18 protein-coding genes and 1 pseudogene are annotated in these 15869 nt (G+C 66.1%); 9 read left to right on the plus strand and 10 right to left on the minus strand.

Annotation, left to right across the window (positions count from 1 at the left end):
* On the minus strand, window positions 1–348 hold a 348-nt coding region (locus EN742_RS07055), incomplete at its 3' end, for a LysR family transcriptional regulator (RefSeq protein ID WP_148670045.1).
* A gap of 96 nt (window positions 349–444) precedes the next feature.
* On the opposite strand from EN742_RS07055, the gene EN742_RS38615 reads away from it, so the two are divergent.
* Genes EN742_RS38615 through EN742_RS07070 form a run of 3 tightly spaced genes read left to right on the plus strand, consistent with a single transcriptional unit; the run spans window position 445 to window position 2544 of the window.
* A complete protein-coding gene (locus tag EN742_RS38615) occupies window positions 445–909 on the plus strand; it encodes a hypothetical protein (RefSeq protein WP_128332594.1) in 465 nt (154 codons plus the stop codon).
* Window positions 906–1682, plus strand: coding sequence for an ATP-binding cassette domain-containing protein (locus EN742_RS07065; RefSeq protein ID WP_126058979.1), 777 nt, complete (start codon window positions 906–908; stop codon window positions 1680–1682). The genes EN742_RS38615 and EN742_RS07065 overlap by 4 nt, the downstream gene beginning before the upstream one ends.
* Before the next feature lie 4 nt (window positions 1683–1686).
* Complete coding sequence (locus tag EN742_RS07070) at window positions 1687–2544, plus strand: sugar phosphate isomerase/epimerase family protein (protein WP_127405524.1); 858 nt, start codon at window positions 1687–1689, stop codon at window positions 2542–2544.
* A 19-nt stretch (window positions 2545–2563) separates the two neighbouring features.
* Here EN742_RS07070 and EN742_RS07075 read toward each other — a convergent pair whose 3' ends face one another.
* From EN742_RS07075 to pcaQ, 8 genes are all read right to left on the minus strand, one after another.
* Window positions 2564–4009 (minus strand): aldehyde dehydrogenase, encoded by a 1446-nt coding sequence (locus EN742_RS07075; protein ID WP_127405525.1) that lies wholly within the window; start codon window positions 4007–4009, stop codon window positions 2564–2566.
* Between the two features lie 41 nt (window positions 4010–4050).
* A complete protein-coding gene (locus EN742_RS07080) occupies window positions 4051–4836 on the minus strand; it encodes a coniferyl-alcohol dehydrogenase (RefSeq protein WP_127405526.1) in 786 nt (261 codons plus the stop codon).
* 2 nt (window positions 4837–4838) lie between these two features.
* Entirely contained in the window at window positions 4839–5900 is a 1062-nt protein-coding gene (locus tag EN742_RS07085; protein WP_127405527.1) for a branched-chain amino acid ABC transporter permease, read from the minus strand.
* Window positions 5897–6793, minus strand: coding sequence for a branched-chain amino acid ABC transporter permease (locus EN742_RS07090; protein WP_127405528.1), 897 nt, complete (start codon window positions 6791–6793; stop codon window positions 5897–5899). Before EN742_RS07090 ends, EN742_RS07085 begins: the two co-directional genes overlap by 4 nt.
* Window positions 6790–7518 carry an ABC transporter ATP-binding protein gene (locus EN742_RS07095; RefSeq protein WP_127405529.1) on the minus strand — a complete coding sequence of 243 codons (729 nt, stop codon included), beginning with the start codon at window positions 7516–7518 and terminating at the stop codon, window positions 6790–6792. The genes EN742_RS07090 and EN742_RS07095 overlap by 4 nt, the downstream gene beginning before the upstream one ends.
* Window positions 7515–8249: an ABC transporter ATP-binding protein gene (locus EN742_RS07100; RefSeq protein ID WP_281033513.1), complete on the minus strand. Its 735-nt coding sequence runs from the start codon at window positions 8247–8249 to the stop codon at window positions 7515–7517. Before EN742_RS07100 ends, EN742_RS07095 begins: the two co-directional genes overlap by 4 nt.
* A gap of 31 nt (window positions 8250–8280) precedes the next feature.
* On the minus strand, window positions 8281–9597 hold the full coding sequence (locus EN742_RS07105; protein WP_189375217.1) for an ABC transporter substrate-binding protein: 1317 nt from the start codon (window positions 9595–9597) through the stop codon (window positions 8281–8283).
* 183 nt (window positions 9598–9780) lie between these two features.
* Window positions 9781–10698, minus strand: coding sequence for a pca operon transcription factor PcaQ (gene pcaQ, locus EN742_RS07110; RefSeq protein ID WP_127422985.1), 918 nt, complete (start codon window positions 10696–10698; stop codon window positions 9781–9783).
* A 92-nt stretch (window positions 10699–10790) separates the two neighbouring features.
* Here pcaQ and pcaD point away from each other — a divergent pair, with 92 nt between their 5' ends.
* The 6 genes from pcaD to pobA are packed head-to-tail and all read left to right on the plus strand — an operon-like array spanning window position 10791 to window position 15592.
* Window positions 10791–11600, plus strand: a complete 810-nt coding sequence (gene pcaD / locus EN742_RS07115) for a 3-oxoadipate enol-lactonase (protein WP_126058988.1) — start codon at window positions 10791–10793, stop codon at window positions 11598–11600.
* Window positions 11593–11997 carry a 4-carboxymuconolactone decarboxylase gene (pcaC, locus tag EN742_RS07120; RefSeq protein WP_126058989.1) on the plus strand — a complete coding sequence of 135 codons (405 nt, stop codon included), beginning with the start codon at window positions 11593–11595 and terminating at the stop codon, window positions 11995–11997. The genes pcaD and pcaC overlap by 8 nt, the downstream gene beginning before the upstream one ends.
* Complete coding sequence (gene pcaH, locus EN742_RS07125) at window positions 11984–12742, plus strand: protocatechuate 3,4-dioxygenase subunit beta (protein ID WP_126058990.1); 759 nt, start codon at window positions 11984–11986, stop codon at window positions 12740–12742. Before pcaC ends, pcaH begins: the two co-directional genes overlap by 14 nt.
* On the plus strand, window positions 12742–13356 hold the full coding sequence (pcaG, locus tag EN742_RS07130; RefSeq protein ID WP_127407402.1) for a protocatechuate 3,4-dioxygenase subunit alpha: 615 nt from the start codon (window positions 12742–12744) through the stop codon (window positions 13354–13356). Before pcaH ends, pcaG begins: the two co-directional genes overlap by 1 nt.
* Before the next feature lie 11 nt (window positions 13357–13367).
* Complete coding sequence (locus EN742_RS07135) at window positions 13368–14420, plus strand: 3-carboxy-cis,cis-muconate cycloisomerase (RefSeq protein WP_127423089.1); 1053 nt, start codon at window positions 13368–13370, stop codon at window positions 14418–14420.
* The gene (gene pobA, locus EN742_RS07140) at window positions 14420–15592 is read left to right on the plus strand and encodes a 4-hydroxybenzoate 3-monooxygenase (RefSeq protein WP_127423088.1); all 1173 of its coding nucleotides are present in this window, start codon (window positions 14420–14422) and stop codon (window positions 15590–15592) included. The genes EN742_RS07135 and pobA overlap by 1 nt, the downstream gene beginning before the upstream one ends.
* A gap of 13 nt (window positions 15593–15605) precedes the next feature.
* On the opposite strand, the pseudogene EN742_RS07145 reads toward pobA, so the two are convergent.
* Window positions 15606–15869: pseudogene (locus EN742_RS07145) on the minus strand (3-oxoadipyl-CoA thiolase); the annotation flags it as partial.

Genomic DNA, 15869 nt, shown 5'->3' on the forward strand with positions numbered 1-15869 from the left:
GGCATAGGCCTTGAGCACCGGCGCGAGCAAGGTGCCGACAAGATCGTAGGCCACGCCGAGCCTGACCTTCCCCGCAACCGCGCTGCCGGCAATCTCGGCCCAGATCTCGTCATTGAGCGAGAGCAGGCGCCTGCCCTTGCCGAACAGCCGCTCGCCTGCCCTGGTCAGCCGCAAGCCGCGCCGGTCGCGCTCGAACAGGCTGCAGTCGAGAACGTCCTCCAGCCGCTTGATCTGCTGGCTGACGGCGCCTTGCGTCAGGTTCAGCGCATTGGCCGCCGCCGTCATGCTGGCCCTGTCGGTGACGGTGACGAAGGTTCGGATCAACGCGGTGTCGAGATTGCGGATCATTTTGGCATTATAGATGTTAATGCAAATCATATCAAACATTGCATTTACTGATGCGAAGCGCGCTTTAGCATGCAGGTTCCCGCGAAAGGAGCCTGCATGTTCAAAACCATCCTTCCACTCGCCCTGTTCGCTCTCATCTCCACCTCGACGCCGGGCATTGCCACGACCCTGTCGACGGCCTCCGGCGCGCAGTTCGGCTTTCGCCGATCCGTGCCGCTGATGGCCGGCAGCGCCGCCGGCCTGGCTACTGTGGCGGCCGCGGGTGCCGCCGGGCTCGCCGGCCTGCTGTTCACCGCCCGCGTCAATGCCGGCGACCCGACCGCCGGCATCAACTACGAGCTCACCGCGATCACCGCGGCGATCATCGGCGGCACCAATTTGTTCGGCGGCCGCGCCTCGATCCTCGGCACGATGATCGGCGCGCTGATCATGGGCGTGCTGCAGAACGGGCTGACGCTGCTTGCGGTGCAGTCCTACTATCAGCAGATGGCGATCGGCGCGGTGCTGATCCTCGCCGTCTTCATCGACCAGTATCAGGTCCGGAAGGAGTCGCGCGTATGACGCTTCTTTCGCTTCAAGGCATCCGCAAGAGTTTTGGCGCGGTCGACGTGCTGCACGGTGTCGATCTCTCGGTCGCGGCCGGCGAGGTGGTCGGCCTCGTCGGCGACAATGGCGCCGGCAAGTCGACGCTGATGAAGACCATCACCGGCATCTACCGCGCCGATTCGGGCTCGATCGAATACGACGGCAAGGACATCCTTGCGCTCGACCCCGGCCAACGGCGCGAGCTCGGCATCGAGATGATCTATCAGGATCTGTCGCTGGCCAAGCAGCAGGACGTGGCGTCGAATATCTTTCTCGGCCGCGAGCCGACCAGGAAGGTGTTCGGCCTGTTTCCCGGCTTCGTCGACAAGGCGGCGATGGACCGCGAGGCGTCCAGGATGATCGAGCGGCTCGGCGCGCGGCTACCGTCGATCAACCGGTCGGTCGGCTCGTTCTCGGGCGGCCAGCAGCAGACGGTGGCGATCGCTCGCGCGCTGACCTTTAATCCGAAGCTGGTGATCATGGACGAGCCAACGGCGGCGCTTGCCGTGCGCGAGGTGCAGAGCGTGCTCGACCTGATCCGGCGGCTGCGGTCGGAGGGCATCGCCGTTATCCTGATCTCGCACCGGCTGAACGACGTGCTGTCGGTCACCGACCGCATCGTCGTGCTGCGCCACGGCCGCGCCGATGCGGATCTCGTCACCAGCAAGACGAACATGAACGAAGTCGTCAGCCGCATCGTCGGCGGCGGCGATATCAGCGCCGCGGCGGCGCATGAACAACGAGGCTAAACATATGAACACTTTTGGACTGCACACTTTCGCCATCGCTCCGGTCTGGGACCTTGCCCGCATCGAACCGCAGATGGACCGGCTGAAGGAACACGGCATCGGGCTGATGGAAATCCCGCTGCTGCGCCCTGAGGAGATCGACACCAAGCGCACGCGCGGCTTCGCCACGCACTACGGCGTCGAGCTGATCCCCTCGCTCGGCCTGCCGCGCTCCCTCGATGTGGTCGAGCGGCCGGACGAGGCCCTCGACTTCCTGCAGCCGGCCTTCAAGGTCTGCAATGAGGTGGGCAGCGAGGCGCTCGGCGGCGTTACCTACGGCACGATCGGCAAGACTACCGGCCGGGCGCCGACGCGCAAGGAGATCGACGGTATGTGCCGCTTCCTCGAGCGGGCGGCGAAGTCGGCGAAGGCGCGCGGGCTGAAGCTCGGCATCGAGCCCTGCAACCGCTACGAGACGCATCTGATCAACCGCGGTATCGATGCGACCAGGGTCATCGAGCGGGTCGGGGCGGAGAATATCTTCATCCACCTCGACACCTACCACATGCATATCGAGGAGGAGAGCTTTGCGGCCGGCTTCGAGGCGGCCGCGCCCTTCCTCGGCTATGTGCATGTGTCGGAGGCAAACCGCGGCGTGCCGGGGCGCGGCATGATCAACTGGGCGGCCTGCATGAAGGCAATCGCCGACATCGGCTACGAGGGGCCGATCACGCTCGAAAGCATGAACCATGTCGACGTCGACATCGCCGGCGGACTGGCGGTGTGGCGCCCGGTGGCTGAAGACCCGCGCGACGTCATCGAGGTCGGCCTGCCGTTCCTGCGCGACGAGGCGAGGAAGGCAGGGCTGAGCCTCGGCAGATAGAAGGTCGCCAGGCTCTCCGTCAGAACGGGTAGTGCTGGCCGGGATCCTCGATCGTCACCCAGCGCAGGTCGGTGAATTCGGCGATCGAGGCCTTGCCGCCGAAGCGGCCGTAGCCGGAACCTTTGACACCGCCGAACGGCATCTGCGCCTCGTCGCCGACGGTCGGGCCGTTGATGTGGCAGATGCCGGCCTGAATGCGGGCAGCGACCGCCATGGCGCGCTTGATGTCGCGGCTGAAGACGGCCGACGACAGGCCGTATTCGGTGTCGTTGGCGACGCGCACCGCCTCGTCCTCGCCCTTGACGCGAATGACTGGCTTGACCGGCCCGAAGGATTCTTCGGCATAGACGCGCATCGAAGGCGTCACGTGATCAAGCAACGTCGCTTCCACCACAGTGCCGGCGCGCTTGCCGCCGGCGACAAGCTTCGCGCCCTTGGCGACTGCGTCGGCGACCAGTTCCTCCATCTTGTCGGCGGCCTGGCTACTGATCAGCGAGCCCAGCACGACGTGGCCGCGCGGATCGCCTGCCGGCAGTTGCGCGGCACGGGCGGCGAGCCTAGCGACGAACTCGTCGGCGACCTTGTCGTCGACGATCAACCGTTCCGTCGACATACAGATCTGGCCCTGATGCATGAAGGCGCCGAAGGTCGCGGCATTGACCGCCGCGTCGATGTCGGCGTCGTCCAGCACCAGTAGCGGCGCCTTGCCGCCGAGCTCGAGCAAGGCCGGCTTGAGATGCCTTCCTGCAAGCTCGGCGATGATGCGGCCGACCTTGGTCGAGCCGGTGAAGTTGACGCGCTTGACGGCCGGATGCGCGACCAGCGCTTCGACGATGCCGGCCGCGTCCTTCGGATCGTTGGTGACGACGTTGACGACGCCCTTGGGCAGACCGGCCTCGACCAGAACCTGGCCGATCAGCCGGTGCGTGCCGGGGCACATCTCGGAGGCCTTGAGCACCACCGTGTTGCCGCAGGCGAGCGGCATCGCCAGCGCGCGGGTGCCGAGGATGACGGGTGCGTTCCACGGCGCGATGCCGAGGCAGACGCCGGCCGGCTGGCGGATGGCCATGGCCAGCGTGCCCGGCTTGTCCGAGGGGATGATCTCGCCCGAGATCTGCGTCGTCATGGCGGCGGCCTCGCGCAGCATGTTGGCGGCCAGCATGACGTTGAAGCCGGCCCAGGGGCCGGTAGCGCCGGTCTCTTCCATCATCAATTTTGTGAATTCGCTGACCTTGGAGGCCATGACGTCGGCCGCCTTGGAGAGCAAGGCGCGGCGTTCGCCGGGGCCGGTCCGCGACCATGCCGGGAAGGCGGCGGCGGCGGCGGCAACGGCGGCGTTGGCGTCGGCGACACTGGCCGCGGCGGCGCGCGTCGCCAGTTTGCCGGTGAATGGGTCCAGGCGCTCATAGGAGGCCTTGCCGGACGCCGCCCTTTCGTCGCCGTCGATCAGAAGTCCGATATCCATTGTTCTCTCCCTCGCTCCCGGTGGAGCGTTGCAAGTTCAGATTAGAAGCCGAGCACCTCGGCGTTGATCGAGGCTTCGAGGCCGCCGTCGACCGGCACGTTGGCGCCGTTGATCCAGCGCGCGCCATCCGAGCACAGGAACAGCACGACCGGCGCGATATCGCCCGACGTGCCGGCACGACCCACCCGCGAAATATCGCTGTCGACGCGGTCGTCGCCGAGCACGGCGCGGAACTGCTTCAGGATCGGCGTCTCGACCGGGCCTGGGCTGACCGCATTGACGCGGATGCCGCGGCTCTTGAAACGCTCCTGATGCGCGGCGCGGAAAGTCCACAGCAGCAGAAGCTCCTTCGAGACCGGATAGCCTTCCTCGTTCTTGACCGCATGGTCGGCGACCACCCTGGCGACATCGGGAAAGCCCTCGATGCCGATCATCGAAGCGGCGCGGTTGAGATTGGCGCGCCAGCCGAAGCCGGCGATCGAGGCGACATTGACGATGGCACCGCCTTCGCGAAGCTTCGGCGCCAGCGCCTCGGAAAGCGCACGCAGCCCGTAGAAATTGACGGCGAGCGTCGACACGGCGCCGGTGTTGCCGGAAAGGCCGGCGACGTTGCAGAGCGCATCGAGGCGCTGCGGCAGCCGTGCCACCAGTTCGTCGACGCCTGCCCTCGACGAGATGTCGGCCTTGACGAAGCTGCCAGCACTTGCTGCTGGCTCACGCACGTCGACGCCGATCACGTCGGCGCCGAGTTGGCCGGCGAGTTCCGCCGTGCGGGCGCCGATGCCGGAGGCGACGCCGGTGATGAGGATGGTCTTGCCGAAAAGCATGGTCAGGCCTTCTCCCGAGATGTCGTTGTCGGTGCCGGCGAAGCGGTCTCGCCCGTCGTTTGGGTCGCGTTGACGGGAAGCCTGACGCTATAGCCGACGGGCAGCAGGCGCAGCCCAAATCGCTCCTCCAGCGTTCCCCACAGGCCGCGCGGCAACAGTAGCGAGAAGGCGAGGGCCGTGGCGCCGAGGCCGATCAGGTACCAGACGCCGGCACCGCCGAACCAGGTCTCGATGAGGAAGAAGAGCAGCGCGCCAAGGATGGCGCCCTCGAAGGTGCCGATGCCGCCGACCAGCACCATGAAGATCATGTAGGCTGTCCACTGGACGCTGAAATAGGTCTTCGGCTGGAAGGTGATCGAGGTCGCCAGCCACAGCGCGCCGGCAACGCCGATGCCAAAGGCGGCGAGCACGAAAAGCAGCCGCTTGGTGCCGGTAACGCGCACGCCGACGGAGGCCGCCGCATCCTCGTTGTCGCGGATGGCGCGGATGGCGGCACCGGTGCTGCCGCGCAGCAGGCCGAACAGGACGGCAAGCAGGGCGGTCATCGACGCCAGCGCCAGCCAGTAGATCGCCACGCGTCTGGTCGAAGCGTCGTAGACGTTGAGCGAGATCAGCGACGTGCCGGTCTCGCCCTGCACCAGCCGGTCGAGGTTGACGAGGAGATGGGTGAGGGCCGCGATCACCCACATGCCGATGGCGAACTCGCCGTTCCTGAGCCGCAGCATGAACAGCGAGATCGGCCAGGAGACAGCGCCGACGACGATCGCCGAGACGAAGAGCGCGACGAAAGGATTGAGGCCGGCATCCGCCAGCCGGATGCTGAAATAGGCGCCGAGGCCGAAGAACACCTGCTGGCCGACCGAGACCAGTCCGCCGAAACCGGCGAGCGCGTTCCACATCGCCGCGAGGATCACATAGATGAACAGCGCGGTCATCCGGTCGACGGCGCCTGCCGACAGGAATTGCGGCGCGATCGCCAGCAGCGCGATGATCAGGGCCACCGCGATGGCGGCAATGCGCGAGGCGGCGGTGCCGCGCTCGATGACAGGGGAGGCGGCGCTCATGATGCCTTCCCCGCGGGCAGGCGCAGCAGGCCGCGCAGGCCGAGGCCGGAGGTGGACAGGCGTATGAACAGGGCGATCAGGAACGCGACATGGCCGCCGATCAGAAAGCCCTGCGGATGCACCTGGGCGCCGAGCGTCTGGGCGAGCGCCAGCACGATGCCGCCGATCAGCGTGCCCCACAGCGAGCCGGCGCCGCCGATGACCGCCGCCTCGAAGGCGAACAGCAACTGCGGCGCGCCGGCATAGGGATCGAAGGTGGCGCGCATGCCGAGGAAGGCGCCGGCGAGACCGACCGTGACCATGGCGATCGACGCGGCGACCGCATTGGCGCGGCGCGCATCGACGCCGACCAGGCCGGCGGTATCAGGGTCCGCCGAGGTCGCGCGGATCGAACGGCCGAGGCCGGTGCGAGTGAGGAAAAGCTGCAGCCCGCCAAGCAGCACCACGGCGGTGACGAAGATGATGACCGCGAGCTTGCCGACATAGATGCTGCCTGGCCATTCCCAGGAATCGTAGGAGAGGCTGCCGATAAAGGGCGCCAGCGAGCGCGTGTCGGCGCCGAACTGCTCGAACAAGAGATTGTCGATGACGGTGGCGAGGCCGAAGGTTGTCAGGATCGGCAACAGCGCGCCGCCGCGCGCGCTGCGTTCGAGCAGGAAGCGCTGCAAGGCCCAGCCGATCGCGGCCATCGGCGGCAGGACGATCAGCAGTCCAAGGAAGGGTGAAATGTGGAAGCGCGAGGCGAACAGCCACAGCGCGAAGGCTGACAGCACGGCGAGGCTGCCATGGGCGAGGTTGATGATGCGCATCACCGAAAACATGAAGGAGAGGCCGCAGGCGATCAGCGCGTAATAGCCGCCGAGCAGGATGCCCTGGACGATCTGGTTGCTCATGCCGGCATGCCTCCGGCGCCCTTCCGATGCAGGCCGAAATAGGCTTTCGTCACCTCGTCGCGCGACACGCTCTTGCTGTCTCCGGCAAGCGCGATCCGTCCCTCCAGCATGCAGATGACCTTGTCGGAGACGGAGAGGGCACGGTTGAGATCCTGTTCGACGAGGATGATCGTCGTACCGGAGCTGATCAGGCCGTGCAGCGAGGCGTAGACGCGGTCGACGACCAGCGGCGACAGGCCAAGCGAGACCTCGTCGAGCAAAAGCAGTTGCGGATTGCTCATCAACGCGCGGCCGATGGCGGTTGCCTGCTGTTCGCCGCCGGAGAGATGCCCGGTCTTGGCGCGGCGGCGCGGCTTGAGGTTCGGAAACGTGTCGAGCACCCTGTCGACGCTCCAGTCGCCGGGGCGGCCGGCGCTTCGTCCGAGCAGCAGGTTCTCCTCGACCGTCATGTCGACGAACAGTTTCCTGCCTTCTGGCACCAGCGCGATGCCCATGCCGACTCTGCTGTGCGAGGGCACGCCGGAAAGATCGACGCCATCGAATCGCACGCGCCCCGATGCCTGCGGATGCGCGCCGGCGATGGCTCTCAGCAGCGTCGTCTTGCCGGCGCCGTTGGCGCCGACCAGCGCCAGCGTCTCGCCGCGCTCGACGTCGAAACTCACGCCGCGCACCGCCTGCAACAGGCCGTGGCGGACAACGAGATCCTCGACCGAAAGCAGGCTCATTTCGGGCCTCCGCCGAAATAGGCGTGGATCACCTGCGGGTCGGCCATGACCGCTTGCGGCTCGCCGTCGGCGATGATCTTTCCCGCATCCATGCAGATCAGCCGCCCGGCCACCTGCAACAGGATGTGGACGATGTGCTCGATCCAGACGATGCCGATCTTGCGGCGCCGCAATTCCCTGATGGTCTCGACCAACTCGCCGGCCTCGCCGTCGGTCAGTCCGCCGCCGATCTCGTCGAGCAGAAGCAGCGTCGGCCTGGCAGCGAGCGCCCGGGCGAGCTCCAACCGCTTGCGGTCCAGCAGGCCGAGCGTCTCGGCACGGCGGTTGGCGACGCCAAGCATGCCGCACAGTTTCAACGAGGCAAGTGCCTCCTCATAGGCTTCGTCGCGCTTGAGTCCGGCGCCATGCGAGGCGGCGATGAAGACATTCTCGAACGTGGTCATGCCGCCGAACGGTTTCGGCACCTGATGCGTGCGCACGAGGCCGAGCCGGCAGCGCGCCGTTGCCGGCAGCGACGTGACATCGCCGCCCTTGAAGGCGACGGTACCGGCGTTCGGCGGATAGGCGCCGGACATCACGCTGAGCAATGTCGTCTTGCCGGCGCCGTTCGGGCCGACAATGCCGACCGCCTCGTCGGCCTGCATGGCGAAGTCGATGTCGTCGAGCACCACCAGCGCGCCGAAGCGCTTGTGGATGCCGGCGGCATTGAGGATCGCAGCGTTGGGCGAAATGGTCACGATGCGAACCCCGTCAGCAGTCCAATCAGCCGTTGTACGGCTGCAGCTTGGCTTCGACCGGCACCTTCGGGTCGGTGGCGTTTTCGGTCACCACATAGTCGAGCGCGAATTTGCTGCCCTCCTTCGCCGCCACCCACTGCGTGCCGATGATCGGGCCGGGCGAGACATTGGCGACTGGGCCGCTGGTAAAGTCGACCTTGCCGATCATCGTCTCGGTGTTGAGCGTGCTGAGAGCCTTCGCGACCGCCGCCTTGTCCTTGGCATCGGTGCTGGCCTTCAGCGCTTCGAACCCGGCGTCGAGCAGCGACATCGAGGCGCCGAGCTGCTGCGTCCACTGCTTGCCGCTCGCCGCCTCGTAGCCGTCGGCCAGCTCGCTTCCGGAGACGCCGGTCAGCGGCGACTTGTAGGGGAAGGCCTTGTGCCAGTAGGCGGCGCTTGAAAGCTTCATGCCGAGATCGCCCAGCGCCTCGATATCGGACGGGAACAGGCCGGTCTTGGCGACCTGGGCGATCTTGATCTGCCGGGTCAGGCCCTGCTGCGCCGCCTGACGCCAGAACGCGGCGAAATCCGGCGGGATCGGGAAGGAATTGAAGATCTCGACGCCTTCCTGCTTGAACAGCGCGATCTGCGAGGAATAGTCGGTGGTGCCGGTCTCGTAGGCGCCGGGGTCGACGATGGTGAAGCCCTGCTTGGCGAGCAGCGGCGCAAGATGGGCACGGATGGCATTGCCGTCGGCGTCGTTCGGATACATGACGCCGACCTTCTTGTTGGTCTCGATCAGAGTCCACTGCGAGACATAGGCCTTGAAGAATTCGTCGACGCCGAAGCCGAAATGATAGGTCCATTTGAACGGCGAAGGCTGGCCCGGCTTGGCGCCGCGGCCGAAATACCAGGCTTCCCAAGGCATGACCGTCGACAGGCAAGGCACGCCGGCCGCTTCGCAGGCGTCGGCCACCGGGTTGATTACCTCAGGCGTGGACACCGCGAGCATCAGGTCGATGGCCTGGTTGTTTATCAGGTCCTTGGCGAGTTGGCCGGCGCGCGAGGGGTCCGACTGCGTGTCCTGGTCGAGGATCTCGACGCTGTATTTCTTGCCGCCGAGCTCGATGCCATTGGCGAGCGCCTTTCGGGCCAGGTCGAGCACATAGCCGTCGGTCTCGCCGAAACCGCCGAGAGGCCCGGTGCGCGGGCTGACGAAGCCGACCTTCAGGGTGTCCGCGGCCTGCGCGAAGGCCTTGCCGCGGCCGAGCGCAAGGGCCGCGCCGCCGGCCACCGAAGTGGCAATGAACTGGCGCCGCGACATGCCGGCGATAACGGGTTTGCTGCCGATAGTCTCAGTCATCTGCTCCTCCCTCAGTGGCCGCCCCACGCGGGCCGCAACCGGTTTTCCGGGTGCCGCCAGCCGGGGCTCGCCTTTGATCCTCCACGGTCACATTGCACTAGCGGTTTGGTTCGGTAAAATGATATTTTGCGGTGTTTCATTAACCCGTAGGTTACGAAAAGACACGCCGAACGGAGTCCGTTGTCAGGCGCTATGCCGTGCCGCCTCGCGGATCGTCTGCAGCAGGATGGAAAAGGCCGGAGAGGGAGCAGTGTCGGTGCGCATGGTCAGGCCGACCGGTCCCTTGGTCTCCTCGGTGTCGACTGGCAAGGCGACGAAGGCGCCGCTGGCGATCTCGTTGGCGACGACGCCGGCCGAGATGATCCAGACCGCATTGCTCTGGCGCATGAAGGAACGTCCGAAGGAATCCGAGACGGTCTCGATCTCGGTTTTGGGCGCGGTCATGCCATTGGTGATGAAGAGACGGTCGACGAAGGGACGGATGACGGATTCCCTGGTTGGCATCAGCACGGGGAACTCATCGAGGCGGGCGAAGATGTCGGCTCCCGGCTCCAGCAGCGGGTGCCCGTCCCGCACCACGAACAGCACCTGCTCGGAATAGAGATGCTCGAAGAAGAAGCCGGTCATGTTCTCCGGAGCGGCGAGACGGCCGACGACGAGGTCGAGCGCGCCGACTCGCAACTGCTCGAGCAGCACCGCGTTCTCGCCGGTGACGATCTTGATGGCGGCACCCGTGTTCTCGCTCAGGAACAGGCTCATCGCCAGCGGCATCACCCGCGCCGATACGGTCGGCAAGGCGCCGATGCGGATCGGATGGCGATTGATTGCGCCGTCCTGGCGGACGGAATCGACGCCGCGCTTCAGTGCCGTGATCGCCGTGCCGGCATGGCCGAGGAAGATCTCGCCGAGCCGCGTGACGCGGATGCCGCGGCCGTCGCGTTCGACGACGGCGATGCCGAGCGCCTCTTCCAACTCGCGCAATGTCTTGGTCACGGCCGGCGCGCTGACATGCAGGAATTCGGCCGCCCTTGCCACGCTGCCTTGCCGCGCCACTTCGAGAAACGCTTGCAGGTGTCGGAAGCGGATGCGGCTTTCGGCCATGGTTCGATAACCTCGGAGTTAATGAAACGCCGCAAAATATCATTTTACCGAACCAAATACCTAGTGCAAGCTAACATCGGAGGATCGAAATCGTGCCATTCGTCAGCATTGGCGGCGTTACGCTGCACCACCGCTACAGGCCGGGGACTGGCAATGCGTGCCCGATCATATTCATGAATTCGCTGGGGACCGACTTCCGGATCTGGGACGAAATTGTCTCGCTGCTCGGCGATGAAATGCCGACGCTCGTCTATGACAAGCGCGGGCACGGGCTGTCCGACATCGGCGGCGTCAGCTCGATCGACGATCATGTCGATGACCTCTGCGGCCTCGTCGATCACTTCGGCCTGGCCAAGGTCGTGCTGTGCGGCCTGTCGGTCGGCGGCCTGATCGCGCAGGGGTTCTATGCGCGGCGCCCCGAAAGCGTTGAGGCCCTCATCCTAAGCGACACGGCGCACAAGATCGGCACGGCCGACAGCTGGAACACACGCATCGCGACGGTCGAAAGCAAAGGCATCCAGGAGATTGCCGACGCCGTGCTCAAGCTGTGGTTCACCCCTGCCTTCCACGCGGAGCGTTCCACCGATCTCGACGGCTGCTGGAACATGCTGACCAGGCAGCCGCTCGCCGGCTATATCGGCACCTGCGCCGCCGTTCGCGATGCTGACTTCACCGAGGCCGCGCCCCGCATCGCGGTGCCCACGCTCTGCATCGTCGGTGACCAGGACGGCTCGACGCCGCCCGATCTCGTGCGCTCGCTTGCCGATCTCATCCCTGGTGCGCGCTTCGAGGTGATCCGCAATGCCGGCCACATTCCCTGCGTCGAGCAGCCCGGGCCGTTTACCGGGCTGATCCGCGATTTCATCGCATCGCTTCCCAGCGGAAAGCAAATCCATGGATGACATTTCCAAGAACACAACCCGATACCGGACCGGACTTGAGGTCCGGCGATCCGTGCTCGGCGATTCCCATGTCGACCGGGCCGAGGATGCGGCCACCGATTTCGACCGGCCGTTTCAGCACCTGATCACCGAAGCCGCGTGGGGAACGGTGTGGGCGCGGCCGGGCTGGTCGAAGCGCGAGCGCTCGATCGTGACGCTGGCGCTGCTTGCGGCACTCGGCCATGACGAGGAGGTGGCCATGCATGTGCGCGCCACCGCCAACACCGGCGCATCGCGCGACGATATCTGCGAGGCTTTCCTGCATGTCGCGATCTATGCCGGCGTACCGGCCGCAAACCGCGCCTTCAGGATCGCCAAGGAGGTGTTCGCGCAGATGGACGAGAATGCCCATGCCTGAGTCGGGCTCCAACCGGGCGCCGGAGACCGGCGCCTTCTTCCAGCGCGATCGCCTTTGGCATCCGCCGGCTTTCACGCCGGGCTACAAGAGTTCGGTGCTGCGCTCGCCGCAAAAGGCACTGCTTTCCTTCGACAACACGCTGTCCGAACTCACCGGCCCGGTGTTCGGGCACGCCATGCTCGGCGAGTACGACAACGACCTGATTCACAATTTCGCCCAGCCAGGCGAGAGCGCCATCGGCGAGCGCATCATCGTGCATGGGCGGGTGCTCGACGAACGGGGCAAGGGTGTGCCGGGCGTGCTGCTCGAATTCTGGCAGGCGAATGCCGGCGGCCGCTACCGCCACAAGAAGGACAGCTATCTGGCGCCGCTCGATCCGAATTTTGGCGGCTGCGGCCGCACCATCACCGGCGACGACGGCGGCTACGCCTTTCGCACCGTCAGGCCGGGACCCTATCCGTGGCCGAACGGTCCGAACGACTGGCGTCCTGCCCATATCCATTTTTCGGTGTTCGGCCAGGGTTTCGCGCAGCGGCTGATCACCCAGATGTATTTCGAAGGCGATCCGCTGATCTGGCGCTGCCCGATCGTCGGCGGCATTTCCGACAAGGCAGCCATCGAAGCGCTGATTGCTACCCTCGACATGCAGTCGACGATCCCGATGGACGCGCTCGCCTACAAGTTCGATATCGTGCTGCGCGGACGTCGCTCGACGCTGTTCGAGAACAGGCCGGAGGGCAATTGATGGCGCAATCGCTCGACCGGCTGAAGGAAAGCCCTTCGCAGACCGCGGGACCCTACGTTCATATCGGGCTGACGCCGAATTTCTGCGGCATCGGCGGCGTCTATGAAAGCGACCTCGGCTCGACCATGGTCAATGGTGAGACCAGGGGCGAGCGCATCGAGCTGCGTATCCGCGTTTTCGACGGTGCCGGCGCGCCGCTCAAGGACGCGCTGATCGAGATCTGGCAGGCCGATGCCAACGGTTTCTACAATTCGCCGGCCGAATTGCGCGGCGCTGCCGATCCGAGCTTTTCGGGATGGGGCCGGAAGCCGACCGACATGGAAACGGGCGTCTGCCTGTTCCAGACGATCAAGCCCGGCCGCGTGCCGTTCCGCGACGGGCGGCTGATGGCGCCGCACATTACGCTGTGGATCGTGGCGCGCGGCATCAATATCGGCCTCCATACCCGGCTCTATTTCTCGGACGAGGAAAAGGCCAATGCCGAGGACCCGATCCTTGCCCGCATCGAGCATCGCCTGCGCGTTCCGACGCTGATCGCCAAGCGCCAGGGCGACACCTACGTCTTCGATGTCCACCTGCAGGGCGAGAAGGAGACGGTCTTCTTCGACAGCTGACCGACCGGAACATGACCGTATCGCCCTTCGATCATCCGCTGCTTTCGGCTCTCCTCGGCGACGAGGAGGCGGCAAGGCATTTTTCCGTGGAAGCCGACATCGACGCGATGCTGGCTTTCGAGCGCGCCCTGGCCGAGGCCGAGGCCGAGTGCGGCGTCATTTCCAACGACGCCGCAACGGCAATCGGCTCGGCTCTGACCTCGTTCCGGCCCGACACGGCCAGGCTCAGGGCCGGCGTTGCCAGAGACGGGGTCGTGGTGCCGGAGTTGGTACGCCAGATCAAGGCCGCCGTCGGCGAACCGCACAATGCGTTCGTTCATTTCGGCGCGACCAGCCAGGACGTCATCGACAGCTCGCTGGTGCTGCGGCTCAGCGGCGCGGTCGACCATATCGGCCTGCTGCTCAGCGAAAACATCGTGCGGCTTGCGGGCCTCGAACAGGATTTCGGGGGCAGGGCGCTGATGGCGATGACGCGCATGCAGCCGGCAATCCCGATCACGGTTGGAGATCGGATTGCCTCATGGCGGGCGCCGCTGGAGCGTCACCAACTCAGATTGAAGGAACAGTCCGCGCGGCTGCTGGTCGTCCAGTTCGGCGGCGCGGCCGGCACGCTCGATAGACTCGGCGACAAGGCTGCGCCCGTGCGCGCGGCGCACGCCGCCAAACTCGGCCTCGGCGATGCGCCGCAGTGGCACAGCCAGCGCGACGCGCTGGCCGATTTCGCCAGCTGGCTGTCGCTGGTGACCGGCAGCCTCGGCAAGTTCGGCCACGACATCGCGCTGATGGGGCAGGCCGGTACGGACATAAAACTGTCCGCGGGCGGCGGCTCGTCGGCCATGCCGCACAAGCAGAACCCGGTGAAGGCGGAGGCGCTGGTGGCCCTTGCCCGCTTCAACGCCACCCAGCTTGCCGGCATGCACCAGGCGCTGGTGCACGAGCAGGAGCGCTCTGGCGCCGCCTGGACACTGGAATGGCTGATCCTGCCGCAGATGGTGGTGGCGACAGCGGGAGCACTCCGGCTCGCCGCGGAGCTTGCCGGACAGATCGAAAGCCTCGGACACTGATGCGTACACAGGTTGTTATCATCGGCTCGGGCCCATCCGGCCTGCTGCTCGGCCAGTTGCTCGCCACCATTGGTGTCGAGACCGTCATTCTCGAACGGTCGAGCCGCGAGCATGTGCTCGGCAGGGTGCGCGCCGGCGTGCTCGAACAGGGGACCGTCGACCTGCTCGGCGAGGCGGGCGCGGCAGACAGGCTCCATGCCGAAGGACTGCCGCATTCCGGCATCTCGCTCGCCTTCGACGGTCGCCTGCACCGCATCGACCTCACGGCGCTCACCGGCGGCAAGCATGTCACCGTCTACGGCCAGACCGAGGTGACGCATGATCTGATGGACAAGCGCGAAACGGCCCGGCTGGTCACCGTCTACGAAGCCGCGAACGTCGCGCCGCATGATTTCGATGGCGCGGCGCCTTTCGTCACCTATGACAAGGACGGTGTCGGCCATCGCATCGACTGCGACTTCATCGCCGGCTGCGACGGCTATCACGGCGTCAGCCGCCGCTCGGTGCCGGAGGGCGCGCTGAAGACCTTCGAGCGGACCTATCCGTTCGGCTGGCTGGGTGTGCTGGCGGAGGTGCCGCCGGCCGACCACGAGCTGGTCTACGCCAATCACGAGCGCGGCTTTGCGCTGTGCTCGATGCGCTCGCCGCACCGCAGCCGCTACTATGTGCAGTGCCCGGCGGACGAGCGCGTCGAAGCCTGGTCCGACGATCGTTTCTGGGACGAGTTGCGCCGGCGCTTGCCGCCGAAGACGGCCGCCGCCGTCACCACCGGGCCGTCCTTCGAGAAGTCGATCGCGCCGCTGCGCTCCTTCGTCGCTGAGCCGATGCGCTTCGGAAAGCTGTTCCTGGTCGGCGACGCGGCCCATATCGTGCCGCCGACCGGCGCCAAGGGCCTCAACCTTGCCGCCAGCGACGTGCGCTATCTCTTTGCCGGGCTTCGCGAATTCTATAGCGAGAGATCTCAGGCAGGGCTCGACGCCTATTCAGCCAAGGCGCTGGCGAGGGTCTGGAAAGCGGTGCGTTTCTCGTGGTGGATGACGACGATCCTGCACCGTTTTCCCGAGACGGGCGAATTCGGCCAGCGCATCCAGGAAGCCGAGCTCGACTATCTCGTGCATTCCAAAGCGGCGTCTACCGCTCTGGCGGAGAATTACGTCGGCCTGCCGTATTGATCGGCAAGGCCCGTCAAACCCGCTCCAGCGCGATCGCAATACCCTGGCCGACGCCGATGCACATGGTGGCGAGCGCAAAGCGGCCGCCGCGCTCGCGAAGCTCCAGCGCCGCCGTGCCGGTGATGCGGGCGCCCGACATGCCGAGCGGGTGGCCGAGCGCGATCGCGCCGCCATTCGGGTTGACGTGCGCGGCGTCCTCGGCGATGCCAAGCTGGCGCAGCACCGCGATGCCCTGCGAGGCGAAGGCCTCGTTGAGCTCGACGACGTCGAACTGGTT

Origin of the sequence: Mesorhizobium sp. M4A.F.Ca.ET.020.02.1.1 (genome assembly GCF_004022645.1) — a bacterium.
Classification (GTDB): Bacteria; Pseudomonadota; Alphaproteobacteria; order Rhizobiales; family Rhizobiaceae; genus Mesorhizobium.

Coding starts and splice junctions, on each gene's coding strand:
- EN742_RS07080 (WP_127405526.1), bottom strand. CDS start 4,836: ATGCTTTTCGGCAAGACCATCCTCATCACCGGCGTCGCCTCCGGCATC.
- EN742_RS07105 (WP_189375217.1), bottom strand. CDS start 9,597: ATGACTGAGACTATCGGCAGCAAACCCGTTATCGCCGGCATGTCGCGG.
- EN742_RS07095 (WP_127405529.1), bottom strand. CDS start 7,518: ATGAGCCTGCTTTCGGTCGAGGATCTCGTTGTCCGCCACGGCCTGTTG.
- EN742_RS07075 (WP_127405525.1), bottom strand. CDS start 4,009: ATGGATATCGGACTTCTGATCGACGGCGACGAAAGGGCGGCGTCCGGC.
- pcaQ (WP_127422985.1), bottom strand. CDS start 10,698: ATGGCCGAAAGCCGCATCCGCTTCCGACACCTGCAAGCGTTTCTCGAA.
- pcaC (WP_126058989.1), top strand. CDS start 11,593: ATGGATGACATTTCCAAGAACACAACCCGATACCGGACCGGACTTGAG.
- EN742_RS07065 (WP_126058979.1), top strand. CDS start 906: ATGACGCTTCTTTCGCTTCAAGGCATCCGCAAGAGTTTTGGCGCGGTC.
- EN742_RS07070 (WP_127405524.1), top strand. CDS start 1,687: ATGAACACTTTTGGACTGCACACTTTCGCCATCGCTCCGGTCTGGGAC.
- pobA (WP_127423088.1), top strand. CDS start 14,420: ATGCGTACACAGGTTGTTATCATCGGCTCGGGCCCATCCGGCCTGCTG.
- pcaH (WP_126058990.1), top strand. CDS start 11,984: ATGCCCATGCCTGAGTCGGGCTCCAACCGGGCGCCGGAGACCGGCGCC.
- EN742_RS38615 (WP_128332594.1), top strand. CDS start 445: ATGTTCAAAACCATCCTTCCACTCGCCCTGTTCGCTCTCATCTCCACC.
- pcaG (WP_127407402.1), top strand. CDS start 12,742: ATGGCGCAATCGCTCGACCGGCTGAAGGAAAGCCCTTCGCAGACCGCG.
- EN742_RS07090 (WP_127405528.1), bottom strand. CDS start 6,793: ATGAGCAACCAGATCGTCCAGGGCATCCTGCTCGGCGGCTATTACGCG.
- EN742_RS07135 (WP_127423089.1), top strand. CDS start 13,368: ATGACCGTATCGCCCTTCGATCATCCGCTGCTTTCGGCTCTCCTCGGC.
- EN742_RS07085 (WP_127405527.1), bottom strand. CDS start 5,900: ATGAGCGCCGCCTCCCCTGTCATCGAGCGCGGCACCGCCGCCTCGCGC.